Origin of the sequence: Buttiauxella sp. S19-1, from assembly GCF_022134725.1 — a bacterium.
Classification (GTDB): domain Bacteria; phylum Pseudomonadota; class Gammaproteobacteria; order Enterobacterales; family Enterobacteriaceae; genus Buttiauxella; species Buttiauxella ferragutiae.
In genome coordinates this window covers 1-16,237 of the sequence record NZ_JAHWLU010000111.1, presented here as the reverse complement: position 1 = coordinate 16,237, position 16,237 = coordinate 1, and the positions used below count along the sequence as shown (strand labels likewise).

Annotated in this window: 15 protein-coding genes; 11 read left to right on the top strand and 4 right to left on the bottom strand. The window is 52.8% G+C overall.

Annotated features, from left to right (window positions below):
• A partial coding sequence (locus MES37_RS19610) for an ABC transporter permease (RefSeq protein ID WP_337927101.1) occupies nucleotides 1–1,273 on the bottom strand: 1,273 nt, incomplete at its 3' end.
• Nucleotides 1,270–1,956 (bottom strand): putative ABC transporter ATP-binding protein YbbA, encoded by a 687-nt coding sequence (ybbA, locus tag MES37_RS19605; protein ID WP_064548982.1) that lies wholly within the window; start codon nucleotides 1,954–1,956, stop codon nucleotides 1,270–1,272. The genes MES37_RS19610 and ybbA, both read right to left, overlap by 4 nt.
• Here ybbA and tesA point away from each other — a divergent pair.
• The 5 genes from tesA (at nucleotide 1,924) to MES37_RS19580 (ending at nucleotide 5,783) form a co-directional block, all read left to right on the top strand.
• Nucleotides 1,924–2,553 carry a multifunctional acyl-CoA thioesterase I/protease I/lysophospholipase L1 gene (tesA, locus tag MES37_RS19600; protein ID WP_064548984.1) on the top strand — a complete coding sequence of 210 codons (630 nt, stop codon included), beginning with the start codon at nucleotides 1,924–1,926 and terminating at the stop codon, nucleotides 2,551–2,553. The genes ybbA and tesA overlap by 33 nt on opposite strands.
• A gap of 28 nt (nucleotides 2,554–2,581) precedes the next feature.
• Nucleotides 2,582–3,352: an SDR family oxidoreductase gene (locus MES37_RS19595; protein WP_121814191.1), complete on the top strand. Its 771-nt coding sequence runs from the start codon at nucleotides 2,582–2,584 to the stop codon at nucleotides 3,350–3,352.
• A gap of 59 nt (nucleotides 3,353–3,411) precedes the next feature.
• Nucleotides 3,412–4,266, top strand: coding sequence for a co-chaperone YbbN (locus MES37_RS19590; protein ID WP_064548988.1), 855 nt, complete (start codon nucleotides 3,412–3,414; stop codon nucleotides 4,264–4,266).
• A 159-nt stretch (nucleotides 4,267–4,425) separates the two neighbouring features.
• Nucleotides 4,426–5,340: an SPFH domain-containing protein gene (locus tag MES37_RS19585; RefSeq protein ID WP_064548991.1), complete on the top strand. Its 915-nt coding sequence runs from the start codon at nucleotides 4,426–4,428 to the stop codon at nucleotides 5,338–5,340.
• On the top strand, nucleotides 5,337–5,783 hold the full coding sequence (locus MES37_RS19580) for an NfeD family protein (RefSeq protein ID WP_133522355.1): 447 nt from the start codon (nucleotides 5,337–5,339) through the stop codon (nucleotides 5,781–5,783). The genes MES37_RS19585 and MES37_RS19580 overlap by 4 nt, the downstream gene beginning before the upstream one ends.
• A gap of 53 nt (nucleotides 5,784–5,836) precedes the next feature.
• Here MES37_RS19580 and cueR read toward each other — a convergent pair whose 3' ends face one another.
• Complete coding sequence (gene cueR, locus MES37_RS19575; RefSeq protein WP_064548996.1) at nucleotides 5,837–6,238, bottom strand: Cu(I)-responsive transcriptional regulator; 402 nt, start codon at nucleotides 6,236–6,238, stop codon at nucleotides 5,837–5,839.
• 108 nt (nucleotides 6,239–6,346) lie between these two features.
• Here cueR and copA point away from each other — a divergent pair, with 108 nt between their 5' ends.
• The 4 genes from copA to MES37_RS19555 all read left to right on the top strand — a co-directional run bounded on the left by copA (nucleotide 6,347) and on the right by MES37_RS19555 (nucleotide 11,557).
• On the top strand, nucleotides 6,347–8,854 hold the full coding sequence (gene copA / locus MES37_RS19570) for a copper-exporting P-type ATPase CopA (protein WP_237932444.1): 2,508 nt from the start codon (nucleotides 6,347–6,349) through the stop codon (nucleotides 8,852–8,854).
• 112 nt (nucleotides 8,855–8,966) lie between these two features.
• Nucleotides 8,967–9,773: a TraB/GumN family protein gene (locus tag MES37_RS19565; RefSeq protein WP_121814194.1), complete on the top strand. Its 807-nt coding sequence runs from the start codon at nucleotides 8,967–8,969 to the stop codon at nucleotides 9,771–9,773.
• A 324-nt stretch (nucleotides 9,774–10,097) separates the two neighbouring features.
• Complete coding sequence (ybaK, locus tag MES37_RS19560; protein ID WP_064549003.1) at nucleotides 10,098–10,577, top strand: Cys-tRNA(Pro)/Cys-tRNA(Cys) deacylase YbaK; 480 nt, start codon at nucleotides 10,098–10,100, stop codon at nucleotides 10,575–10,577.
• Nucleotides 10,578–10,669: 92 nt separating this feature from the next.
• Nucleotides 10,670–11,557, top strand: coding sequence for an AraC family transcriptional regulator (locus tag MES37_RS19555; protein ID WP_237932442.1), 888 nt, complete (start codon nucleotides 10,670–10,672; stop codon nucleotides 11,555–11,557).
• Between the two features lie 165 nt (nucleotides 11,558–11,722).
• Here the strand turns inward: MES37_RS19555 and ushA are convergent, their stop codons facing one another.
• On the bottom strand, nucleotides 11,723–13,375 hold the full coding sequence (gene ushA / locus MES37_RS19550; RefSeq protein WP_121814196.1) for a bifunctional UDP-sugar hydrolase/5'-nucleotidase UshA: 1,653 nt from the start codon (nucleotides 13,373–13,375) through the stop codon (nucleotides 11,723–11,725).
• A gap of 171 nt (nucleotides 13,376–13,546) precedes the next feature.
• On the opposite strand from ushA, the gene MES37_RS19545 reads away from it, so the two are divergent.
• Together MES37_RS19545 and ybaL are read left to right on the top strand one after the other, a co-directional pair.
• The gene (locus MES37_RS19545; protein ID WP_064549035.1) at nucleotides 13,547–14,755 is read left to right on the top strand and encodes an MFS transporter; all 1,209 of its coding nucleotides are present in this window, start codon (nucleotides 13,547–13,549) and stop codon (nucleotides 14,753–14,755) included.
• A gap of 214 nt (nucleotides 14,756–14,969) precedes the next feature.
• Nucleotides 14,970–16,237, top strand: a 1,268-nt coding sequence (gene ybaL / locus MES37_RS19540) for a YbaL family putative K(+) efflux transporter (RefSeq protein WP_237932440.1), incomplete at its 3' end; no start/stop codon positions are given.

Sequence of the window (16,237 nt, the reverse complement as noted above, 5' to 3'; positions counted from 1 at the left end):
CGCCCCAACCAACAATACCGCACAACACGGCCAGAACCACGGTTCCCGCCAGCACCGCCCACAGCAACGTGCTTCCGCCCATCAGTAACGCCAACAGCGCCACCACCACGATAGTGATAATCGGCAAGTAGATTTTCAGCGGCCAGACGTTTGCCACCGCATCACGGCGTAACACCCGCAACGGTTGTGTTGCCAGCAATAAACGATACGGGCGCAGACCCACCAACAGCGAAATCACCACCATCGAACCAATAGCCCAGACCCAGGGCCACAGACTTGCAGGTGGAAGTGCCGCTGGCAAAACCGGTTTTAACAGGCGCATTAACACGGCTTCAAACACCAGTCCTGCCGCACCACCGGTAATTGCAGCGAGTGCTAAAACCATCAGCCACTGGCCGATAATCAACTTACGTAGTGCCGCGCGCCCTGCCCCAAGGGTTTTCAGAATAGCCACTAAATCGTAGCGGCTGCGGCAGTAATGGTTCATCGCTACAGCAACGGCGGCCACTGCCAACAGCAGCGTCAGCAGTGCGGAAAGCAGCAAAAATTGCTGTGACCGTTCGAGGGATTTGCCGAGCGCGCCGTCATCTTGCTCCATGCCGTACCAGCGTTGTTCAGGCTTCAGTTTCGGTAGCAGGTAGTTTTCAAATTTATCGAGCTGTTGCGGTGTGCCACCAAATTTGTAGCGCCAGGTGATGCGGCTTCCCGGCTGTACCGCGCCGGTTTTTTCCACATCAGCCAGGTTCATCATTAAACGTGGTGCCATCTGGAAGGGATTAAAACCAGAATCAGGCTCCTGAATCACTTCGCCCGCAATACGCAAAGTGGTGTCGCCAACATCCAGCGAATCCCCGACTTTGAGATTGAGCAGTGCCATTAAACGCGGTGCCAGCAACACGCTGCCAGGCTCAGGTTTCAGCCCTGGCGGATTGGTGTCGAGTTGACCATACATCGGGTAGACATTATCTACCGCCTTTACCGATGCCAGTTGTGGCGTATCGCCCGCAAATGTCATGGTCGCGAAGGTCAGTTGCTTGCCGACTTTCAGGCCCGTTTTTTGTGCCTGGTCCAGCCATTCTTGCGGCACCTCCCGGGCGCTTCTCAGGGCGCGGTCGCCTGCCATAAAGTCGCGGCTTTGCTGATTTAACCCTTGTTCCATGCGATCGCTGATATTGCCCAGCGCCAGCACACACGCCACCGCCAGGCTCAATGCCAGCCAGACAATCAATAACGAGGGCGAGCGCCATTCACGCCAGAACCAGCGGGCAATCATGCTTCCTCCCACAATTGACCTTCGCGCAGGCGCAAGCGGCGGTCGCAGCGGGCAGCTAGTTGTTCATCGTGTGTCACGAGGATTAGCGTAGTGGCGAAATCACGGTTTAACGAGAAGAGTAAATCGGCAATGCGGTCACCTGTGTGGCGGTCGAGATTGCCGGTCGGTTCATCGGCAAACAGCACGGCAGGGCGCCCATTAAATGCACGAGCCAGCGCCACGCGCTGCTGTTCACCACCTGAAAGCTGAGCCGGAAGGTGATCGAGGCGTTTGCCCAGGCCAAGTTGTTCGAGCAACGCTTTTGCCTGGGCACGGCTTGAAGCATCGTTTTCACCGCGTAACAAAGCAGGAAGCTCGACGTTTTCCAGCGCGTTTAGCGTTGGCACTAACATGAATGACTGGAACACAAAGCCGACGTTTTTCGCCCGCAGTGCCGCTCGGGCTTCTTCATCCATTGAGTGTAACGGCTGGCCGCACAGGTGAACTTCCCCGTCACTACCATCATCCAGCCCCGCCAGAATCGCCAGTAGTGTAGACTTCCCGGAGCCTGATTCACCGATTAACGCGATGGTCTGCGCCGGTTTGACAACCAGCTCAACTCCGGTAAGGATGGAGAGCTGATGTTCCCCAGTTCCTACGGACTTACTAAGATGATGAACTTCAACAATGTTTTCCGCTGGCATTTGCCCTTCCTGTTTCTGGCTTTCTTGACCATTCGCGCCGCACACGCGGACACGTTGTTGATTCTGGGTGATAGCCTGAGCGCCGGTTACAGAATGTCGGCAACCGCGGCCTGGCCTGCGCTACTGGATACAAAATGGCAGCAGCAAAATACCAAAGTCGTGAACGCCAGTATTAGTGGCGACACCGCGCCACAAGGGCTGGCACGGCTACCGGCGCTGCTGAAACAGCATCAGCCTCGCTGGGTATTAATTGAACTTGGCGGCAACGATGGTCTGCGTGGTTTCCAGCCGCAAGCCATCGAAAAAAGTCTGCGCCAGATAATCACCGATGTGAAAACGGCAAAGGCACAACCCTTGCTGATGCAAATACGTCTGCCCGCAAACTATGGCCGTCGTTATAATGAGGCGTTTAGCGCTATTTATCCGCAACTTGCCAAAGAGTTTTCGATTCCTCTGCTGCCATTTTTTATGGAAGAGATTTATTTGAAACCGCAATGGATGCAGGATGACGGTATCCATCCTAATAGTGATGCTCAACCGTTTATCGCCGACTGGATGTCTTCCCGTCTGGCTCCTTTAGTAAAACACGACTCATGAACAAGCGGAGCTTCGCGCGGGTAAAGTTATGCAAAAATCAGTTTTAATTACAGGTTGTTCCAGCGGTATTGGCCTGGCCTGCGCACAAGATTTAAAACAACAGGGTTACCGCGTTCTGGCGGCCTGCCGCAAGAGCGAAGATGTTGAACGCATGAATCAAGCCGGATTTACCGGTATCCTGCTCGATCTCGATTCGCCTGAAAGCGTGCAAGCGGCGGCGGCAGAAGTCATCAAACTGACGGGGAATCGCCTGTTTGGGCTGTTTAATAATGGTGGGTTTGGTGTCTATGGGCCGCTACAAACGCTTTCCCGCGAACAGCTTGAGCAACAGTTTTCCACCAATTTATTCGGCACTCATCAACTGACAATGTTGTTGCTTCCCGCCATGTTGCCGCACCGCGAAGGGCGCATTGTGATGACCAGCTCGGTAATGGGGCTGGTTTCAACACCTGGCCGTGGCGCGTATGCCGCCAGTAAATACGCGCTGGAGGCATGGTCGGATGCGCTGCGCATGGAGCTGCATCACAGCGGCATCAAGGTCAGTTTGATTGAGCCTGGTCCTATCCGCACGCAGTTCACGCAAAACGTCAACCAGACTCAGGCCGACCATCCGGTAGAAAATCCGGGGATCGCCGCACGCTTTACGCTTGGCCCAGAAGCGGTAGTGGAAAAAGTGCGCCATGCTTTTGCAAGCCCGAACCCAAAATTACGCTATCCGGTGACGCTGGTCGCCCATGCTTTAACGTGGTTACGCCGCCTGTTACCAGGCCGTATGTTGGATAAAATTTTACGTGGTTAGTTGAAGCGCCTGCAGCCAACCCCCATGTAAATATTAAATATTTAAAAGAGAGTTAAGCCATGTCTGCACCGTACAATATTGATATCACCGAAGCGAACCTACACCAGACGCTGGAACAATCCGTGACCACACCGATTCTGTTCTACTTCTGGTCGGCGCGCAGCCAGCATTGCGAACAGTTAACACCGGTTCTGGATAAGCTTGCCGCGCAGTATCAGGGCCAGTTTATTCTCGCCAAAGTGGATTGTGATGCCGAGCAAATGGTCGCGTCACAATTTGGCTTACGCAGCATTCCTACCGTTTACCTGTTCCAGAATGGCCAACCGGTAGACGGTTTCCAGGGGCCACAGCCCGAAGAAGCGATTCGCGCTCTGTTGGAAAAAGTGCTGCCACGCGAAGAAGAGTTGAAAGCGCAAGAAGCCATGTTACTGATGCAGGAAGGCAAACATGCTGAAGCGCTGCCGTTGCTTAAAGATGCGTGGCAACTGTCAAACCAAAACAGCGAAATCGGCCTGATGCTGGCGGAAGTGCAGATTGCGCTGAACCGCAGCGAAGAGGCTGAAGCGGTGCTGAAAACCGTTCCTTTGCAGGACCAGGACAGCCGCTATCAAGGCCTCGTTGCCCAGATTGATTTGCTCAAACAAGCTGCTGACACCCCAGAGATTCAATTGCTACAACAACAAGTTGAGCAAGATCCTGAAAATGCGCTGTTAGCCAGCCAACTGGCGCTGCAACTGCATCAGGTTGGGCGGAATGAAGAAGCACTGGAATTGCTGTATACCCACCTGAAGAAAGATCTCGGGGCTGCAGACGGTCAGGTGCGCAAAATGATGATGGAAATCCTCGCAGCCCTGGGGACAGGTGATGCGTTGGCATCGAAGTATCGCCGCCAGATTTATTCACTGCTGTATTAAGTGCTTATTGAGTAAATGCCCTCTTCGCTATACCCGTTAGCATTCGAGTTGCAGCCAACACCCCTGCAGCTTGAAGGATGACGGGTATAGCAGGAAGTCACAGAATGTTTCCGCGTTAAGGGTTAGACTTACATCAAATAAACAATGGAGGTTTTTTTGATGCTAATCGTCATTCCTGTACTAATCCTCGTCGCGCTGATCATCGTCGGCGCCGGGGTAAAAATCGTGCCACAAGGCTACCAATGGACCGTGGAGCGCTTCGGCCGTTACACCAAAACTCTGATGCCGGGCTTAAGCCTTGTGGTGCCATTTATGGACCGCGTTGGCCGCAAAATCAATATGATGGAGCAAGTGCTCGACATCCCGTCCCAGGAAATCATTTCTAAAGATAACGCCAACGTCGCTATCGACGCCGTGTGTTTTATCCAGGTCGTTGACGCCCCACGTGCAGCGTATGAAGTCAGCAATCTTGAGCTGGCGATCATGAACCTCACCATGACAAACATTCGTACTGTGTTGGGTTCGATGGAGCTGGACGAAATGCTGTCGCAGCGTGACAACATCAATACTCGCCTGCTGCATATCGTCGATGAAGCGACCAATCCGTGGGGTATAAAAATCACCCGTATCGAGATTCGGGACGTGCGCCCACCGGCTGAACTGATTGACGCGATGAATGCGCAGATGAAAGCCGAGCGAACCAAACGCGCCTACATTCTGGAAGCCGAAGGGATCCGTCAGGCTGAAATTGTGAAAGCTGAGGGTGACAAGCAATCGAAAATCCTGAAAGCCGAAGGTGAACGCCAGTCAGCATTCCTGCAAGCTGAAGCCCGTGAGCGTAGTGCTGAAGCGGAAGCCCGTGCCACGCAAATGGTCTCTGAAGCGATCGCCAAAGGCGATATTCAGGCAATTAACTACTTTGTTGCCCAGAAATATACCGATGCGCTGCAACAGATTGGTTCTGCCAATAACAGCAAAGTGGTGCTAATGCCTCTGGATGCCACCAGCCTGATGGGCTCGATTGCCGGGATCAGCGAACTTATCGCGCAAAGCGGTACTGAGCGTAAAAAATGATAGCCCTGCTGTTTTCCCACGCGCACATCTTCTGGCTGACGCTAGGCGGTTTACTGTTGGCGGCTGAAATGCTCGGTGCCAGCGGTTATCTACTGTGGTGTGGCGTGGCGGCGGTATTAACCGGTTTGCTGGTTTGGGTCGTGCCGTTGGGCTGGGAATGGCAAGGCGTTTGCTTTGCTGTTTTAACGATGGTCGCCGCATTTTTGTGGTGGCGCTGGCTGTCGACGCGTAAACAGCAGGAACCCGGTGAAGTGCTCAATCAGCGTGGTCACCAACTTATTGGTCGGCATCTGCGTCTGGAAACTGATTTGGTCAACGGACGCGGTCATGTGCGCGTCGCGGATAGCTCATGGCCGGTAATGGCCGACAGCGATTTAGTGGCCGGTACAGAGATCGTCGTGATAGCCGTTGAAGGGATTACCTTGAAGGTTCAGGCGGTTTAAGTTGGATTCGTCGGTTGTACAGTCAGCGTCATCCACCACGAATACTAAAACGATTACTGGCGATGGCAACACCCCGCAAGATTATCAATTATCGGGCAATCCGCGCTATCGTCACCAGGGCAGGATTCGGCCAGCGCCAGCAATTGTTGGCGCATTGCCTGAAGTTCGCTGATGTGTTTTTCAATATCAGCCACTTTTTGCAGTGTTCTGGTTTTCACATCCGCACTGTGCCGTGCCGGGTCGTTGAATAAATTGACCAGTTCACGGCACTCTTCAAGATTAAAGCCCACCTGGCGAGCCTGTCGCAATAAGGTCAGTTCATCAAGATGCTTTTGCGTGTAGCTCCGGTAGCCATTTTCGGCACGAAACGGCGCGGTCACCAGCCCTTTTTCTTCGTAAAAACGAATCGCTTTGCTAGTTAAACCGGTCTTTTTCGCTACATCACTGATGTTCATATTTTCCCCTTGACCTTCCCCTTGATGGAAGGTTTAACCTTTATCATAAGTCAACGAAGTCAGTCTGACGGTCAATATTTAACCTCACGATCATACAGGAATCTTATGATGTCTCATATTATCGATCTTAACCTGGATGGCCTGACCTGCGGCCATTGTGTCAAACGCGTTAAAGAGAGCCTGGAAAACCGCCCGGATGTTGAGCAGGCAGAAGTGACGCAAACTCACGCCAGCGTAACGGGTACAGCTTCCGTTGAAGCGTTAATCGACACGGTGAAACAAGCCGGATACGAGGCGAGCGCAGCCAGCCACCCAAAGTCTGATCCGCTGGCAGAGTCATCAAACCCGTCGGAAGCACTGACAGCGGCATCCCCTTCGCTTCCGACAGCCACCGTTGATGACGACGAGAGCCAACAGTTGTTGATTAACGGCATGAGCTGCGCCAGTTGTGTGACCCGGGTACAAAGTGCGTTGCAAAACGTGCCCGGCGTCAGCATGGCGCGGGTAAATCTTGCCGAGCGCAGCGCCCTGATAATGGGCACTGCCTCCGCCGAATCTTTAGTCAAAGCCGTTGAAGGCGTCGGATATGGCGCTGAAGCTATCGAAGACGATGCGAAACGCCGCGAACGCCAGCAAGAAACCGCCAACGCCGCCGTGAAGCGCTTCCGCTGGCAGGCTATTCTGGCGCTGGCCGTGGGTATTCCGGTGATGGTGTGGGGAATGATCGGCGACAACATGATGGTCTCCGATGACAACCGCTCATTGTGGCTGGTTATCGGGATAGTCACCCTCGGCGTGATGGTGTTTGCCGGTGGGCATTTCTATCGCAGCGCCTGGCGCAGTTTGCTCAACAAAACTGCCACCATGGATACGCTGGTGGCACTTGGTACTGGTGCGGCATGGATTTATTCCATCACCGTCAACCTCTGGCCGCAGCACTTCCCAATGGAAGCGCGCCACCTTTACTACGAAGCCAGTGCGATGATTATCGGCCTGATAAACCTCGGGCATATGCTGGAGCAACGCGCCCGCCAGCGTTCTTCTAAAGCACTGGAACGCCTGCTGGATTTAACCCCGCCAACGGCGCGTGTGGTAACCGAAGAAGGTGAGAAAAGTGTCCCACTGGCCGAAGTTACAGCGGGCATGATTTTGCGCCTGACTACTGGCGACCGTGTACCGGTCGATGGGGAAATTACCCAGGGTGAGGCCTGGTTTGATGAAGCAATGCTGACAGGTGAGCCGGTGCCGCAGCAAAAATCGACCGACGAGCCGATTCATGCCGGGACTGTCGTGCAGGATGGCAGCGTACTGTTTCGCGCGACAGCAACGGGTAACCACACCACGCTGTCACGCATTATTCGCATGGTGCGCCAGGCACAAAGCAGTAAGCCGGAAATCGGCCAACTGGCAGATAAAATCTCGGCGGTATTTGTTCCGGTGGTCGTGCTGATTGCGCTGTTTAGCGCCTCGATTTGGTACTTCTTCGGCCCGGCACCGCAAATCGTTTATACGCTGGTGATCGCTACCACCGTGCTGATTATTGCCTGCCCTTGTGCTCTGGGCCTGGCAACGCCGATGTCGATTATTTCCGGTGTCGGTCGTGCTGCTGAATTTGGTGTGTTAGTCCGTGATGCCGACGCGCTGCAACGCGCCAGTACGCTCGATACCATCGTGTTTGATAAAACCGGCACGCTGACCGAGGGCAAACCGCAGGTCGTTGCCGTCGTCACGTATAACGGCAGCACTGAAGCCGACGCGTCGCGATTTGCCGCCGCACTGGAACAAGGTTCAAGCCACCCGCTGGCACGTGCCATTCTCGATAAAGTGAGCGGTGCCGAACTGCCACAGGTCAATGGCTTTCGCACCTTGCGTGGGTTAGGCGTCAGTGGCGAAACCGAGGGCAGACAATTGTTGCTCGGCAACAAAGCGCTGATGGATGAGCAGAAAGTAGATACCGCCCCAATGGCGGCAGAAATTGAAGCGCAGGCCAGCCGTGGTGCAACGCCGGTGCTGCTGGCCGTCGACGGCAAACTGGTCGCATTATTTGCCATCCGCGATCCCCTGCGAGCTGACAGCATCAGCGCCCTGCAACGTTTGCATCGTAACGGCTACCGCCTGGTGATGTTGACCGGCGATAACCCAACGACCGCCAACGCCATTGCCAAAGAAGCCGGAATTGATGAAGTGATCGCCGGGGTGCTGCCGGATGGTAAAGCCGAAGCGATTAAAAATCTGCAACAGCAGGGCCGCCAGGTCGCTATGGTGGGTGATGGCATTAACGATGCACCAGCCTTAGCGCAGGCTGAAGTCGGGATTGCGATGGGCGGTGGCAGTGATGTCGCCATCGAAACTGCCGCCATCACGCTGATGCGCCACAGCCTGGTGGGAGTGGCGGACGCGCTGGCGATTTCCAAAGCCACACTGAGTAACATGAAGCAGAACCTGGTAGGGGCGTTTATTTACAACACGTTGGGCATCCCAATTGCCGCAGGGATTTTGTATCCGCTAACCGGAACGTTGCTTAACCCGGTGGTTGCCGGTGCGGCAATGGCGCTGTCATCGATTACCGTAGTCAGCAACGCCAACCGTTTGTTGCGCTTTAAACCGAAGGACTAGCTGTCGGATGACGCTACGCTTTTCCGACCTACGGCTCGAGTGTTTACTGTTGTGAAATTTGCACCGGGCCAATCGCAGCGGTAGCATGACTTTTTTGCCAGGGAATCTGCCAATGGGTCTGCTATCGCGAATTAGCGCATTGTTTTCAAACCTTTCTAACACCCGCTATCCCTGGCCTGCTCTGGATATTGTGCTGCCCGGCCAGCGCCATCTGCACCTGGTCGGCAGTATTCATATGGGGACATGCGACATGTCCCCGCTGTCCGACAAGCTGCTTAATAAACTCAGGGACGCTGACGCACTGATTGTTGAGGCGGACATTTCCGAGAATAGCTCTCCCTTCCCCGATATTGCCGATGAACTGCCACTGGAGCAGCGCTTGTCTGCCGAAAACTGGGCACAAGTGGTGTCATTAACCCAGGAAATGGGTATCCCGATGAGCCAAATAGATAACCAACCGGCGTGGCAAATTGCGCTAGTGTTGCAGGCTCACCAGGCACAGCGCCTGGGTTTACGCGCCAATTACGGGATTGATTTTCAGTTACTGGAAGCGGCAAAAACCATGGCGGTTCCGGTTATTGAACTGGAAGGTGCACAGCATCAAATTGATATTCTTACCCGTTTACCCGATGGCGGTATGCCGCTGTTAACCGACACGCTCACGCACTGGCATACCAATGCTCGCCTGCTGCAAATGATGATCAGCTGGTGGCTGGAAGCACCGCCACAAGGTGGCAATGTGCAATTGCCAAACACTTTTGGCGATGAGTTATACGATGTACTTATGGGTCAACGTAATCTGGCCTGGCAGCATTTCCTGCAACAATTGCCCGCCGGGCGCTATGTGGTTGCCGTCGGTGCACTGCATTTGTACGGGAAGGGAAATTTACCTGAGCTATTGAAAAATATCCCCAAATAATTCGAGTTGCATTGCGGCGGCAAGAGAATGAGTTCCTATGAGCTTACTCTAGTAAGTGATTAGGGCGACTGAACGCAGCCAACAAAGAGGCAACTTGAAGTATGACGGGGAGATAAAAAAACGGCCAATATCGCTATTGGCCCGTCAAAGAGGAATTTGTATATTGTTGTAGTTATTCTGGTCGAATTAACGACCAGATAGAGAATTGTCGCTCAATGTGACGATTAACGCCATCACTATTCAGTGACATTATAATATTTGGAAAACATATCACGCTGCTTACTAATACGTGCGCTTTTAAGGCAAAAGCGCTAAGAAGGACAGATGACTCCCGCCGTAAAATTGCTCGAAAAAAACCGCGTTTCATTTCAATTACATGCTTACGACCACGATCCAGGTGAAACCAATTTTGGTGACGAAGTGGTGCGCAAACTGGGCCTGAATGCCGAACAAGTCTACAAAACGCTGTTGGTCGCCATCAACGGCGACATGAAACAATTAGCGGTTGCCGTGACGCCCGTTTCCGGACAACTGGATTTAAAGAAGGTGGCGAAAGCGTTAGGCGCTAAAAAAGTTGATATGGCCGATCCGCTGGTCGCACAGCGCATTACCGGTTATTTGGTGGGCGGCATTAGCCCTCTGGGGCAGAAAAAACGCCTGCCGACGGTGATTGATGCTCCGGCACAAACTTTCCCATCTATTTACGTTTCGGGCGGTAAACGCGGGCTGGATATTGAACTGGCAGCCAGTGATTTGGCGAAGCTGCTGAATGCGACTTTCGCTGAGATTGCCCGTCGCGATTGACGAATATGCCCACGCAATCCTCCCAAAAGAGCAATTTCAGTCAGGACGCAGCGACGTGCTGCAGGCAAAGTAAGCGTCTTGAGGGAGGAACAATGAATAGCGATAGACTCAATCTGTATACCCGGCGTTTTGAACAGGTTTTTGCCTATGTCGAACAGCATCTGGACAGCCCGTTAACGGTTGAGCAACTCAGTGAAGTTGCCTGTTTTTCTCGTTTTCACTTTCATCGCCAGTTCAGCCTATTTTGTGGCATCAGTATCAGTCGCTACATCACGCTAATGCGCTTGAAAAGAGCGTCTTTGCGGCTGGTGAACCATCCGCAGGAAAAGGTGATAAACATTGCCCTGGATGCCGGATTCGAGAATCCTGAATCATTTTCCCGTGCCTTCAAAAACACCTTCGACCTGACGCCCAGCGAATTTCGCAAAGATCCCATTTGGGTCGACTGGCAGGTACATTTTCAATTTCCCGGACGGGAAAATCAGCAGAGGCTAGAGAATATGGATGTGAAAATCATCACCGTTGAGCCAATGAAAGTCGCGGTACTGGAACATCTTGGCGACCCGTTACGGGCGAATAATACCGTTGCGACGTTTATTGAATGGCGTAAAGCATCAGGGCTTTCAGACTACATCACTCATGGGACTTACGGCGTGCCGTATAGTGACCCGGCCACGACACCCGGCGATGAGTTCCGCTTTGATGTGTGCGGGGAGCTGAGTAAAGAAGCAAATGGCCAGGTTCCAGAAAACCCGCAAGGCGTTATCTGCAAAACCTTGCCTGGTGGACGTTGTGCGGTAGTTCGGCATGTCGGTGCGTACGAGCGTATCAGCGAAAGCGTTTACTATCTTTACCGCCAGTGGTTGCCACAAAGTGGTGAGGAGTTGCGCGATTTCCCGGTCTATTTCCGCTATCTGGAGCTGGATAAAAACCACCCTGAGCATGCGCAGCAGACTGATATTTTATTGCCGCTGAAATAGCGCCCTCACCCCGGCCCTCTCCCCCAGGAGAGGGAGAAAACCATCCCGAACAGTCCTCTCTCCCTCAGGAGAGGGAGAAAACTATACCGGACAATTTCCTCTCCCACATGGGTATACCGAACAGTCCCCTCTCCTTTGGGAGAGGGTTAGGGTGAGGGGGAAAAGTTACTGCCAGCTCACCTCGCCCTTCGGCTCGTAAGCATTCACATCAAGCGGAGAATTTTGCTCGATGTACTGTTTCAACACTTCCGCATCCACAAACCCGGTATTCACAAATCCCGGTTTTTTGTCGATTTCCGGATAACTATCACCACCGGAAGCGTTAAAGTTCAGCGTCGCCATGCGGTATGTTTTCGCAGGGTCTACTGGCTCACCTTTGATTTTCAAATCTTGCAGACCGGCGGCCGTTGCCACAAAGCTGACATTCGAGAACTGCGGATAGGCTCCGGAATCGGGTTTCTTCTGCGCAACCGCGCTCAGATACTCAACCACATCTTTGCCCGTCATATCGATATAGGTCACGGTGTTGCCAAACGGCTGCACTTTCAGCACATCTTTATAAGTGATGTCACCTGCTTCAATCGAATCACGGATACCACCACCGCTCATGACGGCGAAGTCGGCACTGGTACGCGCCATTTGTGCCGCCAGTAACAGACGTGCGAGGTTAGTTTGCACAAAACGAACCTTGCTGCGATCGCCTTCCAGATGCCCGTTCACACTACCTACTTTGACATTAAGCTGCGCCTGGCCTTTATTCTGGAATGGCGTCAACAGTGAGAGCATCTGTTGGTTTTCAGGGATTTGCGGCGTATAGAGCACGCGCTCGCTTTCACCGTTATCGTAGGTGATCTTTTTCTTCAGGTTGATGGGGATTAACTGGTAATTCACCAGTTTCATCTCGCCGTTGCGGAACTCGAAATCGGCACGGCCAACGTATTTGCCCCACTCGTGAGCCTGAACAATCCAGATACCGTTTTGTTTGTCTGGCGCACACGGGGTGCCCGGTACGTAATCAACCTGCTTTTTGTTTTCCGCAGCCATACACACTGGGTTTTGTGAGTGGCCGCCAACAATCATGGTCAGCGCCCCGGCAGGCAAACTGCGAGCCATTTCCACATCGCCTGGCGCGTTGGAACCGTGCTGGCCGTTATCGTAATGGCCCATATGGGTTGCAGCGATCAGCACATCTGGTTTTTCAGTGGTTTGCAGCTCCTGAATCACCAGTTTTGCTTCATCAGCAGGTTTGCGGAATTCGATATCGGTGAAGTATTCAGGGTTACCAATTTTCGCCGTATCGTCGGTGGTTAAACCGATCACCGCAATTTTAATACCCTGAGGCTTAAAGATGGCCCACGGTTTAAACAGTCGCTCACCGGTACTTTTCTGGTAAATATTGGCCGAAAGTAGCGGGAATTTCGCCCATTTTTCTTGTTGGCGTAACACCGTGAGCGGGTTGTCGAATTCATGGTTGCCGATAGCCATCGCATCGTAGCCAATCAGGTTCATGCCACGGAAATCGGGTTCCGCATCCTGCAAGTCGGATTCGGGAACACCAGTGTTGATGTCACCACCAGACAGCAGCAGCACACTACCTCCCTGCTCTGCCACCTCTTTACGAATACTATCCACCAGAGTTTTTTGCGCAGCCAGGCCGTACTCGGCGTGTTCGTTACGCCAAAAATGACCGTGGTGATCGTTGGTGTGCAGAATGGTGATGTTGTAGGTTTTATCTTTTTCCCATGCCAGTGCCGATGCACTAGTCAGACTGACTGCCATCAGCAGTGCCGTGGTCACCCCTTTCACTACGAACTTCATCGCAAATCTCCATATTTAATTAGTAAGCCTGGGTTTAGCATAGATTAATCATTTTTATGATTGTGACTTTATTCAGCTCACGCCTGCAGGTATGTTAGCTGAGTAATGATTTCCTACGGCTCCATCAGTGAACCGGATAATAATAAATCACTCAATATATGACAGGTACTTATGGCAATCTCGGAACAAACTCTCGCACCGCCTGAGCCTAAGAAGGCTCGCACCGCGTTCGGAATTTTAGGAGCAATCAGCCTTTCTCATTTGCTCAACGATATGATTCAGTCGCTCATTCTGGCGCTCTACCCGCTGCTACAGAGTGAGTTCTCGCTGAGTTTTGTGCAGATAGGGATGATCACGCTGACCTTCCAGGTCACCTCATCGCTTCTTCAGCCGGTGGTAGGATACTACACAGATAAATACCCGATGCCATGGTCATTGCCGATTGGCATGTGCTTCACACTTTGCGGATTGGTCATTCTGGCCCTGGCGGGTAGCTTCCCGATGGTACTACTGGCAGCAGGCCTGGTGGGCACCGGTTCTTCAGTATTCCACCCGGAATCCTCCCGTGTGGCGCGTATGGCATCCGGCGGTCGCCATGGTCTTGCGCAGTCGCTGTTCCAGGTTGGTGGCAACTTCGGTAGTTCATTAGGTCCGTTGTTGGCCGCGCTGATTATTGCTCCGTATGGTAAAGGTAACGTCGGCTGGTTTGTACTGGCTGCGCTGTTGGCGATTATTGTCTTGCTGCAAATTAGCCGCTGGTATGCCGCGCAACATCGTATGGCGAAAGGTAAGACTGCGGCTCCCGTAGTAAACCCACTGCCACGCAAAAAAGTGATTCAGGCGGTGAGTGTGTTGCTGGTGCTGATTTTCTCTAAGTACTTTTATATGGCAAGTATCAGCAGCTATTACACCTTCTATCTGATGCACAAATTTGGTTTGTCAGTACAAAACGCCCAGTTCCATCTGTTCGCCTTCTTGTTTGCGGTAGCCGCCGGAACTGTGATTGGCGGGCCTGTTGGCGATAAAATTGGCCGTAAGTATGTCATCTGGGGTTCGATTCTGGGTGTCGCGCCATTCACGCTATTCCTGCCGTACGTTTCGCTGTACTGGACAGGCATACTGACAGTAATTATCGGCTTTATTCTGGCCTCGGCATTTTCCGCTATTCTGGTTTACGCGCAAGAACTTATGCCTGGACGTATCGGTATGGTTTCCGGGCTGTTCTTCGGTTTTGCCTTTGGCATGGGCGGGCTGGGCGCTGCGATATTGGGCTTAGTGGCTGACCACACAAGTATCGAGTTAGTCTATAAAATATGTGCTTTCCTGCCACTTCTTGGCATATTGACCATATTCCTGCCTGACAATCGCCATAAGTCTTAGTTATAAGGGCCAGATAGTTTCTCTGGCCCTGCACTTCCCGCATATTCCTCAATGTCTTTTAGAGATTAACCTTGTAAAACCCCCTTCCTGCACCCATTTTTGTCTAAATGCGCCTTTTCTTAAAAAATCACTTATTTAACACCCACACCGATTAAAAAATTGTCATAAACTAAAAGTAGAGTATTGGATCTTATTTGTTACGAAAGGAGACTGAATGCATCATGCCACCCCGCTTATCACCACCATTGTCGGAGGCCTTGTCCTGGCCTTTTTACTCGGTATGCTCGCCAACAAACTGCGAATATCGCCACTGGTGGGCTATTTGTTAGCTGGGGTATTAGCTGGCCCTTTTACGCCAGGTTTTGTCGCAGACACTAAACTGGCCCCGGAACTGGCCGAACTGGGCGTTATCTTGCTGATGTTTGGCGTTGGTTTGCATTTCTCTTTAAAGGATTTGATGGCGGTAAAGGCCATCGCCATCCCCGGAGCTATCGCCCAGATTGGTGTGGCGACGCTGCTGGGTATGGCGCTTTCATCGCTGATGGGCTGGTCATTGATGACCGGTATCGTGTTCGGCCTGTGTCTTTCCACCGCCAGTACCGTGGTGCTGTTACGGGCGCTGGAAGAGCGGCAATTAATTGACAGCCAGCGCGGGCAAATCGCGATTGGCTGGTTGATTGTTGAAGATCTGGTGATGGTGTTAACGCTGGTTCTGCTGCCCGCAGTTGCCGGAATGATGGAAAAAGGCGACGTAGGCCTGGCTTCGTTGTCACTGGATATGGGTTTGACGATAGGCAAAGTGGTCGCGTTTATCGCCATTATGCTGATTGTTGGCCGCCGTCTGGTGCCGTGGATTCTGGCACGTAGTGCTGCGACCGGTTCACGCGAGCTGTTTACGCTGGCGGTTCTCGCGCTGGCGCTGGGTATCGCTTTTGGCGCGGTTGAGCTGTTTGATGTGTCGTTTGCACTCGGTGCGTTCTTTGCCGGGATGGTGCTCAACGAATCTGAGCTGAGCCATCGCGCGGCACACGACACCCTGCCGCTACGCGACGCATTCGCGGTGCTGTTTTTTGTTTCGGTCGGCATGTTATTCGACCCAATGATTCTGATTCAGGAACCGCTTGCGGTGCTGGGTACTGTCGCCATCATCGTGTTTGGTAAATCCCTGGCGGCCTTCTTCCTGGTGCGCCTGTTCGGCCACTCGCAACGCACCGCATTAACCATTGCAACAAGCCTTGCGCAGATTGGTGAGTTTGCCTTTATCCTGGCTGGGCTAGGAATGGCGCTGAATCTGTTGCCGCAGACCGGGCAAAATCTGGTGCTGGCCGGGGCGATTTTGTCGATTATGCTCAATCCAATTTTGTTTGCCATCCTTGAGCGTTATCTCGCCAAAACCGAAACGCTGGAAGAGCAGACGCTGGAAGAGGTGATTGAGGACGAGAAGCAAGTCCCGGTCGATATTTGCAATCACGCCTTGTTGGT